This window comes from Brevibacterium iodinum ATCC 49514, assembly GCF_900169265.1.
GTDB lineage: Bacteria > Actinomycetota > Actinomycetes > Actinomycetales > Brevibacteriaceae > Brevibacterium > Brevibacterium iodinum.
The window spans coordinates 42,853-61,536 of the sequence record NZ_FXYX01000016.1 but is presented as its reverse complement, the minus strand read 5'-3'; the positions used below and the strand labels follow the sequence as shown (position 1 = coordinate 61,536).

Genomic DNA, 18,684 nt, shown 5'->3' with positions numbered 1-18,684 from the left:
AATCTGCGCGGGGATCTAGGATGGGAAGATGACGACCCACGACGCAGTGACCCGACTCCTCGACGCCCGCCGCCTGCAAGGCCTCTTGACGAATCAGAGCGGCCGCGTCATCGCCCAGTACTCGTTCCTCAATTCCGAGGGAAACTCCTCCCTCAGCCACCTCGCCGATATCAGCGGGGAGACGCCCCGACGCATCACTCGCGGTGACCAGTCCGTGGGACCGGCCGCACTGAGCGAGAACGGCACGATCGTCTTCGCCTCCAAACGCAAGGGCGAGGACGGCAAGGATGCCGAGTCTCCGAGCCTGTGGGCACTTCCAGACAATGGTGAGGCCCGCAAGCTTGCCGATCATGAGGGCGGCTTCTCCCGCATCGAGGTCAAGGGCGAGACCATCATCGTCGAGTTCCCCGTCCACACATGGGCCGCCGACGAGAACGACCATCAGGAATTCAGCACCGAACGCAGCAACGCGAAGGTCAGCGGAATCCTCCACACCGGATTCCCCGTCCGTCGCTGGGACCATGACCTGGGACCGGGCCGGCAGACCCTGGCCGTGGCCACCCTCGATGAGGCGGCCGCCGACTTTCCGGAAGTCAGTGACGAGCTGAGTGCCCCGGCGGGCTTGGACTTCCGGTACCTGTCCCTGCCGTCTGGCCGACTTGTCGATTGGGCCGTCGACGATGGGGCCCGCTTCGCCCTCGTCCAGCTCGAGAAGCCGATCCCCGGTCAGCTTGAAGCCAGTGAGATCTGGCGCGTGGACCTCGACGGGGAACGCGAACTGCACCGTCTGACGAAACCGTCTGCCGATCACAGCTTCGACATCGAGGCCATCAGCCCGGACGGGACGAAAGCACTGGTCACTCGCGTACAGAACTGGACTCCGCAGACCAACCTCTCGGCCGAACTCATGGTTCTCGATCTCGAGACCGCGGAACTGAATCCTGTGTGGTCGGATGCAGATTTCTGGTTCTCCCCGATCTGGGCGGACGATTCGACCATCGTGGCCACCGCGGATGATCATGGTCGCGGCAGCATCTTCATCGGTGACATCAACAATGCTCAGCCTCGGCGGCTGGTCGGAGGAGCCGATCAGAAGTATTCGTTCTCGGGGCTGGCCCTGCGCGAGGACACGGTCGTGGCGACCGCCTCGGCGATCGATGTCGCACCGCTGCCGATCTCCGTCGACCTCGGAACCGGGGTCATCAGCGAGCTCGCGAACCCGGCGACGGTGCTCGAGGAAGAAGGCACCCTCACCGAGGTGGAGGTCCGTGCCGAGGACGGCACGCAGATCCGCGCGTGGCTGGTGCTCCCGGAGGGGGAGGGGCCGCATCCGCTCGTCGTATTCGCCCATGGCGGACCGTGGGGATCGTGGAATGCGTGGACCTACCGGTGGAATCCGGGTCCCTTCGCTGCTGCCGGCTATGCGGTGCTGCTGCCGGACCCGGCGATCTCCACCGGCTACGGGCAGGCGATGATCGACCGCGGTCAGCAGCAGCTCGGCGGCACTCCCTTCACCGACATCATGGCGTTGACCGAGGCCGCAGGGGAGAGGACGGACATCGATTCCGAACGTGTCGCCCTGGCCGGAGGGTCCTACGGCGGATACATGGCCAACTGGGTGGCAGGGCACACCGGCAGCGCGTTCAAGTGCATCGTCACCCATGCCTCTCTGTGGAACACCACGTCGATGGGGCGGACGACGGACAATTCGTCGTGGGATCAGGCGATGCGGGAGCAGTCGGCGCAGTATTCGCCGCACCTGTTCGCCGATGACATCGAGGTGCCGATGCTCGTCATCCACGGCGACAAGGACTACCGGGTGCCGATCGGTCAGGGTCAGGAGCTGTGGTTGGACCTGCTCACTCGGGCGAAGACTCCGCTCGACGCCGATGGCGACACTCAGCATCGGTTCCTCTACTTCCCCGACGAGGGGCATTGGATCCTCGGCCGCGGGAATGCCGAGGTCTGGTACCGCACCGTGCTCGCGTTCCTCGACACGCATGTGCTCGGCATCGACGCGAATCGAGTCCGCACCCTGGGGTGAGGGTTGCTCAGAGCGATGGAAGGACCCCGATGACGCAGACCGAACAGATCCCCGCCGAGGCGGTCATCCACAATGCGTGCATCCTCGACGGTGATCGGGCAAAGTTCAACGAGGAGGGCGCGGACACCTGGATCGCGGTCGGCGAGGGAACGGTCACGGCACGGGGCCGCGGGGACGGCTGGAAGGACAGGGCCGCCTCGGCGAGAGGTGAGGTCATCGACGCCGCCGGCGGATACGTGGCTCCCGCGTTCGTCGATATCCACTGTCACGGTGCGGGTGGTGCGAGCGCCGAGGACGGGAGCGATGGGATCGATGCGATCCTCGACGAGCATCGGGCCCACGGCACCGGCAGGCTCGCTCTGTCCTACGTCTCCGACACGATCGAGGGCCTGTGTGAGTCCTTGCGCGCGGGCGCCGGACTCGTCCGTGCGCGGGCCATGGTCATGGGCCTGCACGCCGAAGGCCCGTTCCTGTCCCCGGATTTCAAAGGTGCGCATGCGCCCGAAGTGCTCACATCGCCGACCCCGGAGGCGGTCGAAGCGATTCTCGAGGCGGCCGATGGAACTCTGAGCCAGATCACCATCGCGCCCGAACTTCCCGGTGCTCTCGATGCGATCGGTCGGTTCTCTGCGGCAGGGGTGCGTGTGGCCGTCGGCCACACGGCTGCCGATTATGCGCTGGCCGCGCAGGCCTTCGAGGCGGGGGCGAGCATCCTCACCCACGCGTTCAATGCGATGCCCGGAATCCATCACCGTGCTCCGGGGCCGGTCCTCGCCGCGGCCGAGGCCGAGCATGTCACCGTCGAACTCATCAATGACGGTGTCCATGTCGTCGCCCCGGTCGCGCGTATGCTCGATGAACTCGTGCCCGGGCGCATCGCTCTCATCACTGACGCCATGGCGGCGACCGGCCTGCACGATGGGAGCTATCACCTTGGTTCGCTCCCGGTCGAGGTCAGAGATTCGGTAGCGCGCCTGGTTACTGGGGATGGCACTCAGGGCGCCATCGCGGGGTCCACGTTGACGATGGACGAGGCTGTGAAGCGGGCAGTCGCCGAGGTGGGACTCAGCCCGTTCGACGCTGTGCAGTCCGCAGGATTCGTTCCATTGCGTGCGGTGGGCGGAGTGCCGGAGTCGGGTGATTCTCTGCAGGCGGCGGGCGGTGCAGCCGGTGCCGGCAGCCTGTTGGCTCCCGGAATGCCGGCTGACCTCCTGCTGCTCGATGAGGACATGAGCATCCGGGCCTCTTCGTTGGGGGACTGAACCGGGCTGAACCGGGTTGAACCCGGCTGAACTTGGAAAGTGGGCACAGCTGTCCCCTGAAAGTTGGGGCGGCTATTTGTCGAACAGGGAGTCGACGATGTCGTCCGCGATGAACCGGGCGTGGAGGATCGGCTTACGAGCCGGGTCCTTTGCGGCGGGCGGAATGTAGGCGGGTCGCCCGTCGAATAGCATCACCGTGTCCCAGTCGGTGCGGTCGAGCAGGTGGTGATGATAGCTGCAGAGCAGCGCGAGATTGTTGATCTCCGTCTTGCCGCCGAGCGACCATGGAAACACATGGTTGGCATCGCACCAACCGGGAGGGGCGTCACAGCCGGGGAAGGTGCAACCTCGGTCACGGGCGGTGATCACTGCCAACTGTTTGCGATTGGCGAAGCGCTGCTCTGTGGCCACCTGCATCGTCTTGGCCCTGTCGCTCATGAGGTGGAAGAACAGCGAGCCGTTGAGGCCGTTTCTCATCAGTTCCTTGATGGGAATGGGATTGTCGGCACCCGTGGTGCCGTGTCCTGTTCCTTTGGCCAGATCTTCGGCGGTGGCGTTGATGACGAGAGCATGAGGCGCTCCTGCAGCCGTCCGCTGCTTGTCGATCGTCGTGACGAGGCCGGCGAATCGCTCGTAGATCCATTCGCGCGCCGAGGGCTGTTCAGCGCTGACGTCGACGAAACCGCCGTCCTCACGAACGCCGACGCCGGGGACGGGCGCCGAATTTCCGCACGTGCGAGCTAGGTCGAGATCGGGTTCCGGAACTCGCTTCGCGTCATATCGGTCACCGGAGAGCACAGCATCGACGATCTCAAGCAGCTCCTTGTCAGGAAGCGGCGAGCTCGTCCGCTCAGAAGCAGCGGTGACGGTGGCGGGATTGCCCGCGGCCGCGATCCCAGAGGCGCCGGTCGCCGAGTCGGCACCGGCCTTGTCGTCTTCTCCCGCAGACTGGATTCGTGAGGTCAGTAGTCTGTTGAGAGTGCCGCCGGTGACGGGGTCGAGCAGTCCACGCAGCTCCCAGTCGCCGTTGGCCTTGGCACGCATGGACATGTTGTACGCAGAGCGGTCGGCCGAGTCGTTCGGCTCCGCGCCGTCCGGGTCGATATAGCCCATGAGCTTGCCGAAGATCTCGCGCAGATCCTTGAGACGGACCTTGGGCGCGTTGTCGACCAAGCGCGTCTCGACGTCGGTGCGGACCGTCTGACTGACCCACGTGGGCAGTTTGCGCATGCAGTCTTCGATGACAGACGCCTGGGCGGCGGAGATCGTGCCGGCATGGAGGGCATCTGCGACGACAGGGTAGAGAGGCGGCAGAGCCTGTCCGGCCATGTCGACGCGTCCGCCGAGGTTCTTGGCCATATCGGTGCGGCGATTCACCTCCGCGCCGGTGAGGTTGAATCGGTTCTCGATGAGCGACTTCGTCGACTTGGCGCCGAAATCGCTGGGTGTTCCGACGCGTTCGCAGACGGAGAGTGCGAGCGTCGACAATGCAACGTTGATGCGTGTGATCGCCTCGACCCCATCGGCGAGCATAATGGCCTGATCCGGTCCCATGGGGCGATCGAACGAGCGCAGCTCGTCTTTGAGGCTCATCAGCTGAGTGATCGAAGAGGTGACCTCGGGCGCAAAGCGGCTGAGATCTGCCCACTCCTCGTCGGCCAGCAGCGGGTGACCGCTGGTCTGCGGGGAGTTGTCGGCGTTCCGATCGGAATGATCGGAGCTGCGTTCGGGAGTGAGGGTCATGGGGATGAATTCCGTTCACCAACATCGTTGTTGTTGGAATCCAGTGTACGCTCATAATGTGTGGAATGCCATAGGTGATCTAAAAAAGTTTCGAACACAAATATGGTGTTCGCCGCAGTTCGAGGAAGATGACAAGCCTCGTTGAGTTCATGCAGGTCAAGGGTGGTGTCGGCTGCGGCCGAGGCGAACCGGCTTCGAATGTGTCAGTCGGTCGTGGCACGATTGGAGTATGGATGCCCTGCTCCTCATTGACACCGACGACGCCAGCTACCCCAGCGATGACGCCATGGAGACCCTCGGCGATATCGTCACCCGCACCCGCGCTGTGGGCGGTGTGCTCATCTTCGCGTCGACGAAAGCCGATCTCGCCGACACTCCCGATGAGGAGCTGAGCATCTTCGTCCCCGATGAGGAGGATCTCGTACTCCGATCCGAGAGCCCGGATGTCTTCGAGGGCGTCGACGATCTGGCCGCAGGTCTGCATGACCTCTCCGTCGACCGGATCATCATCGCCGGCGCCGACGCGTCCTCGGCGGGCACACCCGGAGCCGTCTACGCCTCGGCGATGGCGGGTCTTGTGTGCAACTTCGACGTCGTCGTCCTCTCCGACTCCACCACTGACCCTGATGGCAGCCTCGTCGCCTGGGACGATGCTGCCGCTGATGCCGGTGCCATGGTCAAGAAGACCGCCGATACCTGGCTGCGGATGTAGGCTCAGTCGCCTTCCCGAAATTGTTCTACATTGAGTAGAATGTGGGAGCGAGCTGAGAGGAGGGCCCATGACCGGATGGACGAAATCCGTACGTGCGCTCTTCGCTGCCCTCTTCACGACTCTCCTTGCTCTGCTCATGCACCTCGGTGCCGGTGGCGGCGTCTCGATTCCGGGCACTGCGGTCGTCTTCGTTCTCGTCCTCTGGGCGGCGATGATCGTCGCCGGCAGGCGCCTGGGCTACCTGACTCTGGCGGGCCTGCTCGGTCTCGGACAGGTGCTCATGCACCTGACGATGAGCTGGTCCTCGCACACCTTCGCCCATGCGGGGGCCCACGCGGGAACCGCTCAATCCGGAAGCGGGCAGGCCGGAGCTGCAGGTACCGGATCCACCTCCGCCGAGGCGGCCCTCCACACCCACGCCGGACACATCGTCCCAGCCTCCGGCTCCCTTGACCTCGGTCCTGCCACAACCGCGCTCGGACAGGCGAGCCACGGGGCAACCTCGGTGGGGATGATCATCGCCCACGCCGTCGCGGTCCTCGTCACCGCCGTGATCCTCAAGCGCGGTGAGGACATCGTCCTCAGTATTCTGCAGCTGGCCCTGGGCCCGGTGATCGGTGCACTGCGAGCCCTCGCCGAGGCGGCCGGAGTCCTGGCTGACGAACCGTTCCGCAAGCTCTGCGCTTCGTTCCGGGTGCCTCAGCCGGTCACATCGGCGGTCGTCGGCCCGAACTACCGCCGCGGCCCGCCCGCGCTCGTCTGACATCGCAATCGGCGTTTGCAGCGCCGACCCACACCTGGATTCCCGGGTGACCATCCATCTTCGGGCGACCGCCCAGACAGCGGCGGGCCGCCCCTCGGTGACAGTCGAACACGTCCGCGCACACCGCTGCGAGCAGAGGACACGTACCCCGCACGTGCCCTGCGCACTTGCACTCGCACGAGCTGCGCGCAGGCAACCGTGACCGGCGCAGAGGCTTACGAAAGCGCTGCCGGTCAGCCGCGTTCCCTGCACACAGGCGTACGAACGCGATGCGGCTGAGCGCCTGCAGCTTCGGGCAGCAGAGACTCTGCGACCGAAGATCCTCGTCGTCTGACGACGCGGAGCACGCGGGCTGCCTGCGCCTGCAGGCGACCGCGGCGCGCGCCGACATGTGCTCGGCTGCACCCCAACCACGAAAGTGCAGACATCATGCGAAAGAACATCACCCTGGCCCTTGCCCTGCCCATCGCGGTCGCCATCGGCCTGGCGGCCTGCGGCCAGAACGACAGCAAGGCCGCCGATCCGGCACAGACCGGTGACAGCAGCTCCGCCTCGGCGAAACCGGAAGCCACTCAGGTCGACGCGGAGGCGCTCAGCCTCGACGGAGCCTGGGTTAAGGCTGCCGACGACGGAATGACCGCAGTCTTCGGAAAGCTGCAGAACAACACAGACAAGGACATCAATCTCGTCGAAGCGAAATACCCGGACGCGGAGATGGTCGAGCTCCACGAGACCGAAAGCGACGGTTCGGGTGGAATGAAGATGCAGGAGAAGAAGGGCGGCTTCACCATCCCGGCCGGGGAGAGCCTGGACTTCGAGCCCGGCGGCGATCACATCATGATCATGGGCCTGAAGAAGGCTATCAAGCCGGGCGAGGAGATCAGCCTCGATCTCGTCACCGCCGACGGCGAGACCGTCGGGGCCACTGCCGTAGCGAAGGAGTACTCCGGAGCGCAGGAAGAATACGCGCCCGGGGAAGCCGAAGGCTCCAGCGACGACCACAGCGATCATGGTGAGCACGGCGACGACGGCGAGCACGCCGGTGCTGACAGCGACGATCACGAGGACTCCGATCACGGAGACCACGGTGACCACTGAGCCCGGTCGCACCGGCTTCAGCCGCCGAGGTCTCCTGACCTCGGCGGCCGCGGCCGGCGGCGCAGGACTCGTCGGCGCCACGACCGGGTTCGCACTCGGCCGCGGCACCGGCTCTCAGAACACGTCAGCCGATGACGGCGGGCCACCTCGGCGAGATCTGGACGGGGCGAACGGGCCGCAGACCGAGCCGTTCTACGGCACTCATCAATCCGGGGTCGAGACCCCGCCGCAGGCCTATGCGCACTTCATCGCGTTCACGCTGAGGCCCGGGATCAAGGCCGCCGAGGCGGTGCGCTGGCTGCGGCTGCTCACCGCGGATGCGGCCGCGCTGACGCAGGGGCAGGCGCCGTTGGCCGACTCCGAATCCGAGCTCGCCGTCGACCCTGCCCGGCTGACCGTGACCTTCGGATTCGGTGCCGAGCTGGTGGCGCTCGCCGGAAAGAAGCACGTCCCGGACTGGCTGCAGCCTCTGGAGGCGTTCTCGATCGATCGCCTCGATCAGGATCGATGCAAGGGCGACCTGCTCCTGCAGATCTGCGGCGACGACCCGCTGACCTTGGCACATGCCAGGCGCATGCTGTTCAAGGACTCGCGATCGTTCGCCGAGGTGGCCTGGCAGCGGGACGGATTCCGACGCGCCTACGGCAGCACGGGGGAAGGGAAGACCCAACGGAACCTCTTCGGCCAGCTCGACGGCACCGCGAATCCCGGTCCCGGATCCGAGGACTTCGCTCGGATCATCTGGGGACAGGGCACCGAGACCGCGAACCCGGTGTTCTCTGCTCGCGGGGAGCCGCCGGTCGACCTTGGGGCGCATCTGCCGGTGTGGATGCGCGGGGGCACGACGCTGGTTCTGCGCGATATCGCGATGAACCTCGACACCTGGGATCAGGCCGATCGCCCGGCGCGGGAGTTCTCGGTCGGGCGGACCGTGGACAACGGGGCACCCCTGTCGGGGAAGGACGAGTTCGACGTCCCGGACTTCACCGCCGTCGATGAACGGGGGCTGACGACGATCTCTCAGGCCGCGCATATCGCTCGCGCCCGCGACGGACTGGGCCCGGAGGTGCAGATCCACCGGCGCACGTTCAACTACGAGACCGGCGCGGGCGGGGATTCCGGGCTGCTGTTCGCATCCTTCCAGGCCGATATCGAGCGGCAGTTCCTGCCGATCCAGCGCCGCCTCGCCGAGGTGGACCTGCTCAACGAATGGACGACCCCGATCGGATCGACCGTATGGGCGATTCCGCCCGGGGCGACCGAGGGCGGATACGTCGGACAGGGGCTGTTCGAGGGGTGAGAGCATGGTGCGGAATGTAGTCTCGCGGGCAGGGTTTGTTTCGCCGCCGGAAAAGTGGCGCTGCTGGCGAACATCGATGCCGTGCCTCAGAACAGCTTCTGGGGGAGCGTGTTCTCGACTTCGAGCAGATGGCGCTTGGTTGCCAGGCCCTGCCCGGGTAGACCGTCCGAATGCCTGCTGCGGCCGTGGTGTGCTGCAGAGCTATGGGCGCTGCACAGGGCCATCATCAGGACTCGGCGAGTTTGCCCTTCTTCCATTGGTCGACGAAGTCCGGGTTGTCCTCCAGCCATTCGGCGACGGCCTTCTCGTGGTTGTCTCCGCCGTAGTTATCGTCGGAGAACATGAGGTTTTCCAGGCTGGCGAGGTGGTCGTCGTCGAGGACGAGGTTCTGCAGCAGCTGGGAGACGTAGGGGTGCTCTTCCGCTGCGTCCTTGCCGGAGAAGCTGAAGATGCGCTCGGCTTCGCCCATTGCACCCTTCGGGTCCTCAAGGTCGCGGACCGGGAACGCATCGTAGGCCCAGTGCGGACGCCACAGGGTCACTGCGACATTCTCATCTGCATCAGTCGACTTCTGCAGCTGAGCGAGCATCGCCGGGGTCGACGAGATCTTGTAATCAAGCTCATCAAGCTCGTAGTCGGGGATTGCCGCCTCCTTCGTCGTCTTCGTCAGACCGGCACCGGCTTCGATGCCGTACAGCGTGTTGTTGTACTCGTCGCCCATGTCCTTGAGGTCGCCGATGGTCTTGGCCGGCGAATCCTCGTTGACGGCGATGGTCAGCTTCGCGTTGTCGTACCAGCAGCCGTGATCGACCATCTTGTCACCGAACTGCTCGAGGTAGCTCGCGTGAGTCAGCGGCAGCCAGGTGTCGGTGACGAAGTCGACGTCGCCTTTGGTCAGCCCGGTGTATGCGGGCCCGGCATCGAGTTCTTGCGTCTCCACCGTGTATCCGTCTTCTTCGAGCACGTTCTTGATGAGGTAGGTGGTGGCGTAGGACTCGTCCCAGCCGTTGAACATGACGAAGGAGACATCCTTGTCGTCATCAGTCACCTCGGCGGTATCCTTCGATCCTTCACCCGGAGTGCAGTTGGACCAATCTTTGTCTCCACTGCCCTGAGCGTTGTCGTTGTCTTCTCCGCCGGAGTTCGATGCCCCGCAGGCTGAGAGGGCAAGAGCAGCGCAGGTGAGGATCGCGCCGAGACGGGTGCTGCGTGTCGATATCATGATGTTTCCTCTATTCAGATGTGATCGTATTGGTGCGCGGTCGTCGCATGGAAGCGGGGCAGGATCGCAAACTCATGAGCTTGTGAACCTGCCCCGTTCGTGTCCGGCCGCTATTGCGATTTCACTCTGTGGCGAGCAATTTCTGGCGGCTGGTGTTGTAGGTCAGCGGATTACTTTGCGAGTTCGCCCTTCTTCCACTGGTCGACGAAGTCCGGGTTGTCCTCCAGCCATTCGGCGACGGCCTTCTCGTGGTTGTCTCCGCCGTAGTTATCGTCGGAGAACATGAGGTTTTCCAGGCTGGCGAGGTGGTCGTCGTCGAGGACGAGGTTCTGCAGCAGCTGGGAGACGTAGGGGTGCTCTTCCGCTGCGTCCTTGCCGGAGAAGCTGAAGATGCGCTCGGCTTCGCCCATTGCACCCTTCGGGTCCTCAAGGTCGCGGACCGGGAACGCATCGTAGGCCCAGTGCGGACGCCACAGGGTCACTGCGACATTCTCATCTGCATCAGTCGACTTCTGCAGCTGAGCGAGCATCGCCGGGGTCGAGGAGATCTTGAACTCGAGGTTGTCGAGCTCGTAGTCGGGGATTGCCGCCTCCTTCGTCGTCTTCGTCAGACCAGCGCCTGCGTCGATGCCGTACAGCGTGTTGTTGTACTCGTCGCCCATGTCCTTGAGGTCGCCGATGGTCTTGGCCGGCGAATCCTCGTTGACGGCGATGGTCAGCTTCGCATTGTCGTACCAGCAGCCGTGATCGACCATCTTGTCACCGAACTGCTCGATGTAGCTCTCGTGGGTCAGCGGCAGCCAACCGTCGGTGAAGAAGTCGATATCTCCCTTGGCCACGCCGGTGAACATCGGCCCGGCGTCGAGTTCCTTGGTTTCGACTTCGTAGCCGTCCTCTTCGAGAACATTCTTGACGAGGTAGACGGTGGCGTAGGACTCGTCCCAGCCGTTGAAGATTCCGAGAGAGACCTTCTTCTCGTCGTCCTCAGTGTCGGCGACGTCCTTCGAGCCTTCCCCGGGCTTGCATGAGGACCAGTCCTTGCCCTCAGCGCTCGTGTCTTCGTCGGCACCGGCAGAACCGCCGCCGGAGTTCGACGCTCCACAAGCCGAAAGGGCCAGCGCACTGGCCGCGAGGATGCCTCCCAGCTTTGTCAAGGTTGTCTTTTTCATCTGACTCTCCTTTGGTACTCGGATGGTTGGGTTTCGGATCAGGCGGCTGCGGCCTTGCGGGCCCGTTCGATCGGCGTCTTCTTGCCCAGAGCCGCTGTGACTCGGTCAAGGAAGATCGCTACCACGACGACGGCCAGGCCGGCCTCAACTGCCAGAGGGACATCGAGGGAGCTGATGCCGCCGACGACGGCACCACCAAGGCCGCCGGCGCCGACCATGCCTGCGAGGACGACCATCGACAGCGCAAGCATGATGACCTGGTTGATGCCCGCCATGATGGTCGGCATGGCCAGGGGGATCTGGATCTTCGACAGGATGTGTCCGGAGCTCGCGCCGAAGGCTTGGCCGGCCTCGACGACTTCTGTGTTCACCTGGCGGATGGCGAGCTCGGTCAGTCGCACGCCGGGGGGCAAGGCGAAGATGATCGTCGCAATTGCACCCGGAGTCTGACCGATGCCGAACATGAGGATCGCAGGCACCAGATACGCCAGAGCAGGCATCGACTGCATGAAGTCGAGGATCGGCTTGACGACTGTCGACACCCAACTCACCTTCGCGGCGAGGATGCCGAGCGGAATGGCGATGATCAGAGCCACGATGACGGCGACGAGAACCAGGGCCAGTGTCGACATCGTGTTGTCCCACTGGTCGAGGGCCCGCACGAGGTAGAACCCGATGAGGGTGAACACTGCGACCTTCCAGCCGGCGGCAAAGAATGCGATCGCAGCCAAGATGACGATCATAATGAGGTAGATCGGCGACGAGAACACCAGGTAGAGGATGTCGTAGAGACCGCCCAGGATCAGGTTGATGAAGTCGAGCAGCCACTGGAAGGCCGAAGTGAACCAGGTGAGGAAGTCATTGACCCAATCACCGAGCGGCAGACGCGGATTCATGAAGTCCATCAGTGCTTACCTCCATCAACGTCATCGGCGCCTCGGACAGGCGATCCGGTGTCCTTTCCGAGTCCGTCTTCAGCGGCAGTCGCGTCAGCGCTCGCACCGTTGGTCGCCGCAGCGACTTCCGTCGGGGCCACCTGCTCTTCCGTGAAGGCGGCACCGTTCTCGCTGTCGGCCTCGGCCGCACCGGGTGAGACGACCACGGGCTCGGACTCCTCTCTGACTGGCGGGATCTCGCCTGTCGCGGGCCCCGGATCGGCCATTGAATTGAGCAGTGCCACTCGGGGCACGATGCCGAGCAGGCGCTGATTGTCGTCAACGACGGTCAACGGCACCTTGGCCGTCGAGCTCGGTGCGAAGAGTTCGGAGATCGGGGTCTCGGGGCGCACTGTGAATAGGTCTGTCTTCTCCACGATGTCGGCGATCGTGTGCTGACCTTCGCGGGCGGCCTTGACCACATTGCGGTCGCTGACCATGCCGACGACGGTGCGGTTCTCGTCGAGGACGAGCAGGCCTGAGGAGTTGCTGTCCTCGAGAGTCCGCATGGCCAGTCGCGGGCCGGCCTCGATGCTGATCGTGGCATTGGTCTCGCGCATGATCGACGATGCGGTGAGAACGCGGGTGCGGTCGACATCTTGGACGAACTCAGCGATGTAGTCGTCGGCCGGCTGCGTGAGGATCTCCTCGGAGGTGCCGATCTGAACGATGCGGCCATCGCGCATCACCGCGATGCGATCGCCGAGGAACATCGCCTCATTGAGGTCGTGGGTGATGAAGATGATGGTCTTCTTCAGCTCCCGCTGCAGTTCGACGAGCTGTTCCTGCATCTCGCGCCGGATGAGCGGGTCGAGGGCGGAGAAGGCTTCGTCCATGAGCAGGATGTCGGTCTCTGCCGCAAGCGCACGGGCCAGCCCGACACGCTGCTGCATACCGCCCGAGAGCTGCTGCGGGTACTTGTCGCCCCAGCCGTCGAGCCCCACGGTCTTGAGCCATTCCTCTGCTTTATCGGCGCGTTCGTTCTTCGGAACGCCCTGGATCTCGAGGGAATAGGCAGCGTTTTCGCGCACCGTACGGTGCGGCAGCAGGGCAAAGTGTTGGAACACCATTGACACGTGCTTGCCGCGGACCTTCCGCAGCGTTGATGCATCGGCCTTCGAGATGTCGGTGCCGAGCACCTCGACCGAGCCGGCCGTCGGAGCCCAGAGTCCGTTGAGTGTGCGGATCAGCGTCGATTTTCCAGAGCCGGAGAGGCCCATGACGACGAAGATCTCGCCCTCTTCGACCTCAAAGCTCGCGTCGATGACGGCAGCGGTTCCCAGCTTGGTGAGATCCTTGCGATCGGCGCCCTCTTCGAGGCGTTTGATGACTTCATTCGGCCGCTTTCCGAAAACTTTGTAGACGTGTGACGCTTTGACAACGCTCACGTGCTTCCTCCTTGCATTCTTGGCAGTCCGCAAGAACGAGAGGCTTCACCCCCGTTTACACGGTTCGGTGCTCGCAGATCAGATCCGAATAGCTCAATTGCGCACGCGCCTCACCGCACACGGATATCTGATCCACCATTGTAGTTTTGTTCAGGGTTTTCGGCAGAGATTTTGTCCCGAGTCTCCGGCGCGTCACCCTTGACTACCCCTCTGACCTGGGCAAACACATATTCGTGCGTTACTTGATTGTTATAATCGCCGATTGGAGCTTGTAGCTATGCCGTTAACGGATTTGCTACCGGATGTGGGATTTTGATGCAGTAGGCGTCCTTGCCTTCAGGATTCCTGCCCTCAGGATTTCCGCAGCGATTCCGTCAGGAAGCGGAGCACGGCAGGAGTGACCACCTCGGCGAATTCTTCGAAGAATCCGTGTCGACCTTCCGGCAGAATCAGCAGCTGAGATCCGGGGATGCGCTCGTGGAGGATTCGGGCATTCCCGACCGGGTTCATCCGATCGGCATCGCCGTGCATGATCAGCGTCGGGGCGGAGATCTCGGGCAGCCGGTCCCAGGCATTGTGATTGGCGCTCACGCGCAGATGGGCGGATGACGCGGCCGCCGTCATCGTGTCGTCGCCGAGCATCTTGCTGTACTCCGCCGATACCGTCCATTCGGGGGTGTAGAAGAGGTCGAAGAGGTACTGAGTGTGCTCATCGCCGCGCAGCCTCGCCAGAGCTTGGCCGACCTCACGCGGACGCTTGACGGCATGCGGCCCGCCGGGCGAGGTGCACCCGAGGACCAGAGCGCTCACCCGCTCCGGACGGTTGAGTGCCAGCATCTGCGAGATCCGCCCGCCCATGGACGTGCCGTAGATCGCGGCCCGATCCGCGCCGAGGTGGTCGAGCACGTCCACGGCATCATCGGCGAAGCTCGCTGTCGACAGTTCCCCGAGCTCACCCCGGCTGCCGCCCGTTCCGCGATAGTCGAACGTGATCGTGCGGAAGTCCGGTTCGAAGTCCCCGCGCAGATCGTCCCACCACTCGTGCGAATTCGACTGGCCCTGCAGGAGGAGCAGTGCAGGAGCGTCCTCCGGCCCGCTGACCTGGAACTCGAGGGGGAAGCCATCGCGTGCGCTGATCCTGTCCACCCGCATCGTCTCCACCCGTGTCCTCCTGCCCGCGCGCGCCTGGTCACCGCCTACGCTTGAGAAATGAAATCATTGCCGTTCCTCAATCCTGCCGCAGGAACGCCCGCGGTGCGCAATTCCTGGCGACCTGCCGTCATCGTGCCGACGCAGGCGATCGATGCCGATGAACTCGCTGCCGAATGCGCCGCGGCCGCCGCGGCCGCCGCGACCGGAATCGTCGACGCCGTCGAATGGCGCATCGATCCGCTGCTCGTCGTCGCCTCCGGTTCCGCGCAGGGTGGGGTGCACAGGAGTGTGCACAGCCTCGCCGAGGCGGCCCTTCGTCTGCTCCCGGGTGCACTCTCAGCGGGGTTGTCGATCCTCCTGACCGTACGCACCGGTTTCGAGGGCGGGCAGGTGGAGATCACGGAGGACGACTACGCCGAGGTGGTGCGGGAACTCATCGCCGGGGTCGCCGACGTCGAGGCGGACGCCGGAACTGCTGCCGGTACCGGTCCCACCGGCACCGCCGCCTCGGGCGTTCCCAGCAACGCATCATGGGGCGTTCCTGTCGCCGTCGACATCGAGATCGACCGGGCAGAATCGCGCTCCCTCATCGCCTCGGCGCGGGAAGCGGGCGTGCCCATCGTAGCTTCACACCACAATTTCGAGTCCACGGACTCTTCCGAGCGCCTGCTGAAGACGTTCGCTGCGATGAGCGAGGCCGGAGCTGATGTGGCCAAGGTGGCGATGATGCCGCAGGCGCCGGCCGATGTTCTGCGTCTCCTGGAAGCGACCGCCGCGGCGGATGCCTCGCTGCCGGTGCCCGTGCTCGGAATCTCGATGGGATCGTTGGGGCGGTCGAGCAGGATCATGGGCGCCGACTTCGGCAGCTGCGCCACATTCGCGCAGATCGGTCAGGCTTCGGCGCCGGGGCAGATCGAGGCATCGGTCCTCGCCGAGATCCTCGACCGCATCACCGGCTGAACGCCAGAGAGAAAGCGACCCGCGAAGCATGAGCTTCGCGGGCCGTTTCGCTGGTGGAAGTCAGCAGAGGATCAGTCGGTGGTCTCTTCGATCTGCTTGCGGAACTTCTTCGGCAGGGCCTCCTCGCCGAAGTTGTTGCGCACGGTGTTCGCGGCGATGCGCTGAACCACGAGCTGAGCCACGGCCACACCGACGCCGGAGACGATCGTCCAGGCCAGGGCCTCGGACATCGAGATCTCGTCATCGACGGGGTTCGACGGCGCCGGGCGCTTCGTCGACTTCTCCCACGCGAAGGTCAGGGTCTTGCGAGCGACGAATGCAGCTGCGATGGGCGCTCCCACGCCGATGATCTGCCAAGCGAGCTTTCCCATGCTCGTGTCCTTTCCTTTGAATATTGAGTCCCACGACTCTCACGAGCCGCGGGAACGTATTCCGTCGAAGTCAACACTAACGCAGGACGATGCGCGCAAGGTCACCCGCGGTTGAACGATGCCGAGAAAATTCGCTCATTTCATACTTTTGGGGGATGTGCCGGGCAGATCGACGGAGATAGCGTGAGAGCACGCTTCGATCGGGCAAGGGAAGGTCTGGGTCGAAACGTGAAGAGAAAGGCACACGATGCTGAGGAAGTGGAAGACGCGCGACGTCACCGGACTGTTCGTCTGTGGCGCCCTCGGATTCCTGCTTGCGCTGCTGCCGGGAATGTCCGGCGTCTTCTGGCCGGTGTGGCTGATCAGCTGCGCCGCCTGCATCCTCGGGCTCGTTCTCGCCTTCACTCTCCCCTCGGCGAAACCCGCCGACGCTCTGCCCCGAGCCTGAGGGCTCGGGGCAGAGCATCCCCCAAGGCGCCCAGAGTCCGGCCACCCGGGGCAGCGCATCCCCCAAGGCGCCTGCCGTCGCTCGGAGCCGGCGGCTCCCACGGCCTCACCGTCCGCGGATGATCTCCTGGAACCTGTCGGTCAGAGTCTGATCAATTGAGATCGCGTTCCCGTCGAGTTCGCGCAGCGCGACCGCAGTGCGCATCGACGAGACGTACCAAGCCCCATCCGCCGCCTTGACGTCGTCGAGGCTCAGGTCGGCATATTCGGCGCGCAGACCAAGATCCTCCGCATGATCGAAGATGAGGCGCTGCGTCGTTCCCGACAGCAGACCCGCCTCCGGATTCGGAGTGAGCAGGTGGTCGCCTCGGCGGATGATGAGATTCGCGGTCGGTCCTTCGAGCACGATTCCGTCATGGGAGACGAAAAGCGCCTCATCGGCGTCGTTGGCCGCGGCATAGCGGCCGGCGGCCTGATTGACCGCATAGGACAGAGTCTTCGCACCGATGAGCAGCCACGGGGCCTTGCTGCCGATATAGGCGTCGAATCCGCGGTCGAGGCTGACGGCGGTGACACCTTGCTCGCGAGCTGTACGGATGTGGTCGTCCACGGGCACGGGAAAGGCCCACCCGCGGCCCCGGAATGCGCCGTTCGCGTCCTGCTCCCCGCGGGAGAGAGCGTAGCGGATCCCGAACTCGACATTCTCGGGATCGGCGGCGGCCACCTCGGCGATGAGGGAATCGATGACCCGATCCCACAGTCCTTGGTCAGGATCGGGCAGATCCAGCGCCGAGGCGGATGCGCGGAACCGGGTGAAGTGCCGTTCCCGTGACACCACGGTGGCACCGTGCGCACCCACGCTCACCAGTACGGTTTCGAAGATCCCGTCCCCGCGATGAGCGGAGAGGTCCGTGACGGGCAGTTGCGCGGAACGCAGGTCAGTGAGTTCGAACGTGCCGGTGGCGGGGTTGACGAGGATGAGCGGATCGGTCATGCGGTACCTCCGAAGAGCAGGCCGAGGGCGTAGGTCACGGCAGCGGCACCGAAGCCGATGCCGAGTTGGCGCAGGGCGCGGGGGCCGGGCGATTTGCCGGAGAGCAGGCCGACGATGCCGCCGGTGAACAGCAGCGCGATGCCGACGAGGCCGGCGGACAGGAACACGGCGGGCAGTCCGGACATGCCGAAGATATACGGCAGGATCGGGATGAGCGCGCCGGAGGAGAAGAAGCAGAAGCTCGAAAGGGCGGCGCCGAGGCCGGTGCCCAGTTCGTCGCGGTCGACTTCGGAGTCGAGGTTCGGCAGCCTCGGTGCCTGTTTGTTCTTCGCCGCCGCGATCGTGCGGTTGGCGCGGGCCTCGGCCTCGCGGGCTTCCATTCCGCGGGCGCGGAAGACGAGGGCGAGCTCGTTGGCGTCGATGTTGAGATCGGCCAGAGCGTGCCGGGATTCGGGGTCGGGGGTGGAGGCGTCGAGGAGTTCGCGCTGGGAGCGCACCGAGATGTATTCGCCGGCTCCCATCGACAGGGCTCCGGCGAGCAGTCCGGACACGCCGGTGAGCAGGATGACGGTGTTCGAGACTCCAGCTGCGCCGACACCGAGGACAAGTGCGAGGTTCGAGACCAAGCCGTCGTTGGCACCGAAGACGGCGGCGCGGAAGTTCCCCGACAGGCGGGCGCGGGAACGGGCGGCCAGGGCACGGACCACCTCGGCGTGGATGCGTTCATCGGCGGCCATCTCGGCCGAGGCGGCTTCGTCTTCGTCGTACGGCGAGCTCGTCTCGGACTGCTGAGCCAGAGCGAGGACGAACACGGAACCGAACATGCGGCCGAGGAACGCCAGGCAGCGGGTGACGAGATCGGCGGAGCGGCGCTTCTGGGCGTGTTCACCGAGGAGGGAGATCCAATGCTCCTGATGCCGGGATTCCGCTGCGGCGAGACTGAGCAGGATCTCGCGGTCCTCGCCCTTGCGGCGTTCGGCGAGGTTGCGATATACCCGTTCCTCGAGCCGTTCGTTGGCGAGGTAGCGCTGCCAGCGGCGAATGGTCCGCCTGTCGGGGGAGGCGGGCGGAGTCGATCCCGCAGAGTCATTGGTCGTCACTGGTCCAAGTCTAGTCGTGCGGTC

Annotated in this window: 17 protein-coding genes; 8 read left to right on the top strand and 9 right to left on the bottom strand. The window is 64.7% G+C overall.

All coding sequences use genetic code 11. The features are described from left to right. The first annotated feature begins 28 nt into the window (after positions 1-28). Together BI49514_RS11360 and BI49514_RS11355 are read left to right on the top strand one after the other, a co-directional pair. A complete protein-coding gene (locus BI49514_RS11360; RefSeq protein ID WP_101546649.1) occupies positions 29-2,044 on the top strand; it encodes a S9 family peptidase in 2,016 nt (671 codons plus the stop codon). A gap of 29 nt (positions 2,045-2,073) precedes the next feature. Continuing rightward, on the top strand, positions 2,074-3,306 hold the full coding sequence (locus BI49514_RS11355) for an N-acetylglucosamine-6-phosphate deacetylase (protein ID WP_101546648.1): 1,233 nt from the start codon (positions 2,074-2,076) through the stop codon (positions 3,304-3,306). 72 nt (positions 3,307-3,378) lie between these two features. Here BI49514_RS11355 and BI49514_RS11350 read toward each other — a convergent pair whose 3' ends face one another. Then, positions 3,379-5,049, bottom strand: a complete 1,671-nt coding sequence (locus tag BI49514_RS11350) for an HNH endonuclease signature motif containing protein (protein WP_101546647.1) — start codon at positions 5,047-5,049, stop codon at positions 3,379-3,381. A gap of 229 nt (positions 5,050-5,278) precedes the next feature. Here BI49514_RS11350 and BI49514_RS11345 point away from each other — a divergent pair, with 229 nt between their 5' ends. The 4 genes from BI49514_RS11345 to BI49514_RS11330 all read left to right on the top strand — a co-directional run bounded on the left by BI49514_RS11345 (position 5,279) and on the right by BI49514_RS11330 (position 8,922). Continuing rightward, entirely contained in the window at positions 5,279-5,761 is a 483-nt protein-coding gene (locus tag BI49514_RS11345; protein WP_101546646.1) for a ferredoxin reductase domain-containing protein, read from the top strand. A 67-nt stretch (positions 5,762-5,828) separates the two neighbouring features. Continuing rightward, entirely contained in the window at positions 5,829-6,524 is a 696-nt protein-coding gene (locus BI49514_RS11340) for a hypothetical protein (protein WP_101546645.1), read from the top strand. Positions 6,525-6,953: 429 nt separating this feature from the next. Then, positions 6,954-7,622, top strand: coding sequence for a copper chaperone PCu(A)C (locus BI49514_RS11335; protein ID WP_101546644.1), 669 nt, complete (start codon positions 6,954-6,956; stop codon positions 7,620-7,622). Further along, positions 7,612-8,922: a Dyp-type peroxidase gene (locus BI49514_RS11330; protein ID WP_244195253.1), complete on the top strand. Its 1,311-nt coding sequence runs from the start codon at positions 7,612-7,614 to the stop codon at positions 8,920-8,922. Before BI49514_RS11335 ends, BI49514_RS11330 begins: the two co-directional genes overlap by 11 nt. Before the next feature lie 226 nt (positions 8,923-9,148). Here BI49514_RS11330 and BI49514_RS11325 read toward each other — a convergent pair whose 3' ends face one another. From BI49514_RS11325 to BI49514_RS11305, 5 genes are all read right to left on the bottom strand, one after another. Further along, on the bottom strand, positions 9,149-10,144 hold the full coding sequence (locus tag BI49514_RS11325) for a glycine betaine ABC transporter substrate-binding protein (protein WP_101546642.1): 996 nt from the start codon (positions 10,142-10,144) through the stop codon (positions 9,149-9,151). Between the two features lie 170 nt (positions 10,145-10,314). Beyond that, a complete protein-coding gene (locus BI49514_RS11320) occupies positions 10,315-11,313 on the bottom strand; it encodes a glycine betaine ABC transporter substrate-binding protein (protein WP_101546641.1) in 999 nt (332 codons plus the stop codon). A gap of 38 nt (positions 11,314-11,351) precedes the next feature. Then, the gene (locus BI49514_RS11315; RefSeq protein ID WP_101546640.1) at positions 11,352-12,218 is read right to left on the bottom strand and encodes an ABC transporter permease; all 867 of its coding nucleotides are present in this window, start codon (positions 12,216-12,218) and stop codon (positions 11,352-11,354) included. Continuing rightward, positions 12,218-13,636: a quaternary amine ABC transporter ATP-binding protein gene (locus BI49514_RS11310; protein WP_101546639.1), complete on the bottom strand. Its 1,419-nt coding sequence runs from the start codon at positions 13,634-13,636 to the stop codon at positions 12,218-12,220. The genes BI49514_RS11315 and BI49514_RS11310 overlap by 1 nt, the downstream gene beginning before the upstream one ends. Before the next feature lie 351 nt (positions 13,637-13,987). Next, positions 13,988-14,788, bottom strand: coding sequence for an alpha/beta fold hydrolase (locus tag BI49514_RS11305; protein WP_101546672.1), 801 nt, complete (start codon positions 14,786-14,788; stop codon positions 13,988-13,990). A gap of 57 nt (positions 14,789-14,845) precedes the next feature. On the opposite strand from BI49514_RS11305, the gene BI49514_RS11300 reads away from it, so the two are divergent. Further along, the gene (locus BI49514_RS11300; RefSeq protein WP_101546638.1) at positions 14,846-15,748 is read left to right on the top strand and encodes a type I 3-dehydroquinate dehydratase; all 903 of its coding nucleotides are present in this window, start codon (positions 14,846-14,848) and stop codon (positions 15,746-15,748) included. Between the two features lie 71 nt (positions 15,749-15,819). Here the strand turns inward: BI49514_RS11300 and BI49514_RS11295 are convergent, their stop codons facing one another. After that, positions 15,820-16,119, bottom strand: coding sequence for a DUF4235 domain-containing protein (locus BI49514_RS11295; RefSeq protein WP_101546637.1), 300 nt, complete (start codon positions 16,117-16,119; stop codon positions 15,820-15,822). 247 nt (positions 16,120-16,366) lie between these two features. Between BI49514_RS11295 and BI49514_RS11290 the strand changes: the two genes are divergently transcribed. Next, on the top strand, positions 16,367-16,567 hold the full coding sequence (locus tag BI49514_RS11290) for a hypothetical protein (protein ID WP_101546636.1): 201 nt from the start codon (positions 16,367-16,369) through the stop codon (positions 16,565-16,567). Between the two features lie 105 nt (positions 16,568-16,672). Here the strand turns inward: BI49514_RS11290 and BI49514_RS11285 are convergent, their stop codons facing one another. Together BI49514_RS11285 and BI49514_RS11280 are read right to left on the bottom strand one after the other, a co-directional pair. Next, a complete protein-coding gene (locus tag BI49514_RS11285; RefSeq protein WP_101546635.1) occupies positions 16,673-17,560 on the bottom strand; it encodes an aminotransferase class IV in 888 nt (295 codons plus the stop codon). Continuing rightward, positions 17,557-18,660 (bottom strand): VIT1/CCC1 transporter family protein, encoded by a 1,104-nt coding sequence (locus tag BI49514_RS11280; protein WP_101546634.1) that lies wholly within the window; start codon positions 18,658-18,660, stop codon positions 17,557-17,559. The genes BI49514_RS11285 and BI49514_RS11280 overlap by 4 nt, the downstream gene beginning before the upstream one ends. Between the last annotated feature and the right edge of the window lie 24 nt (positions 18,661-18,684).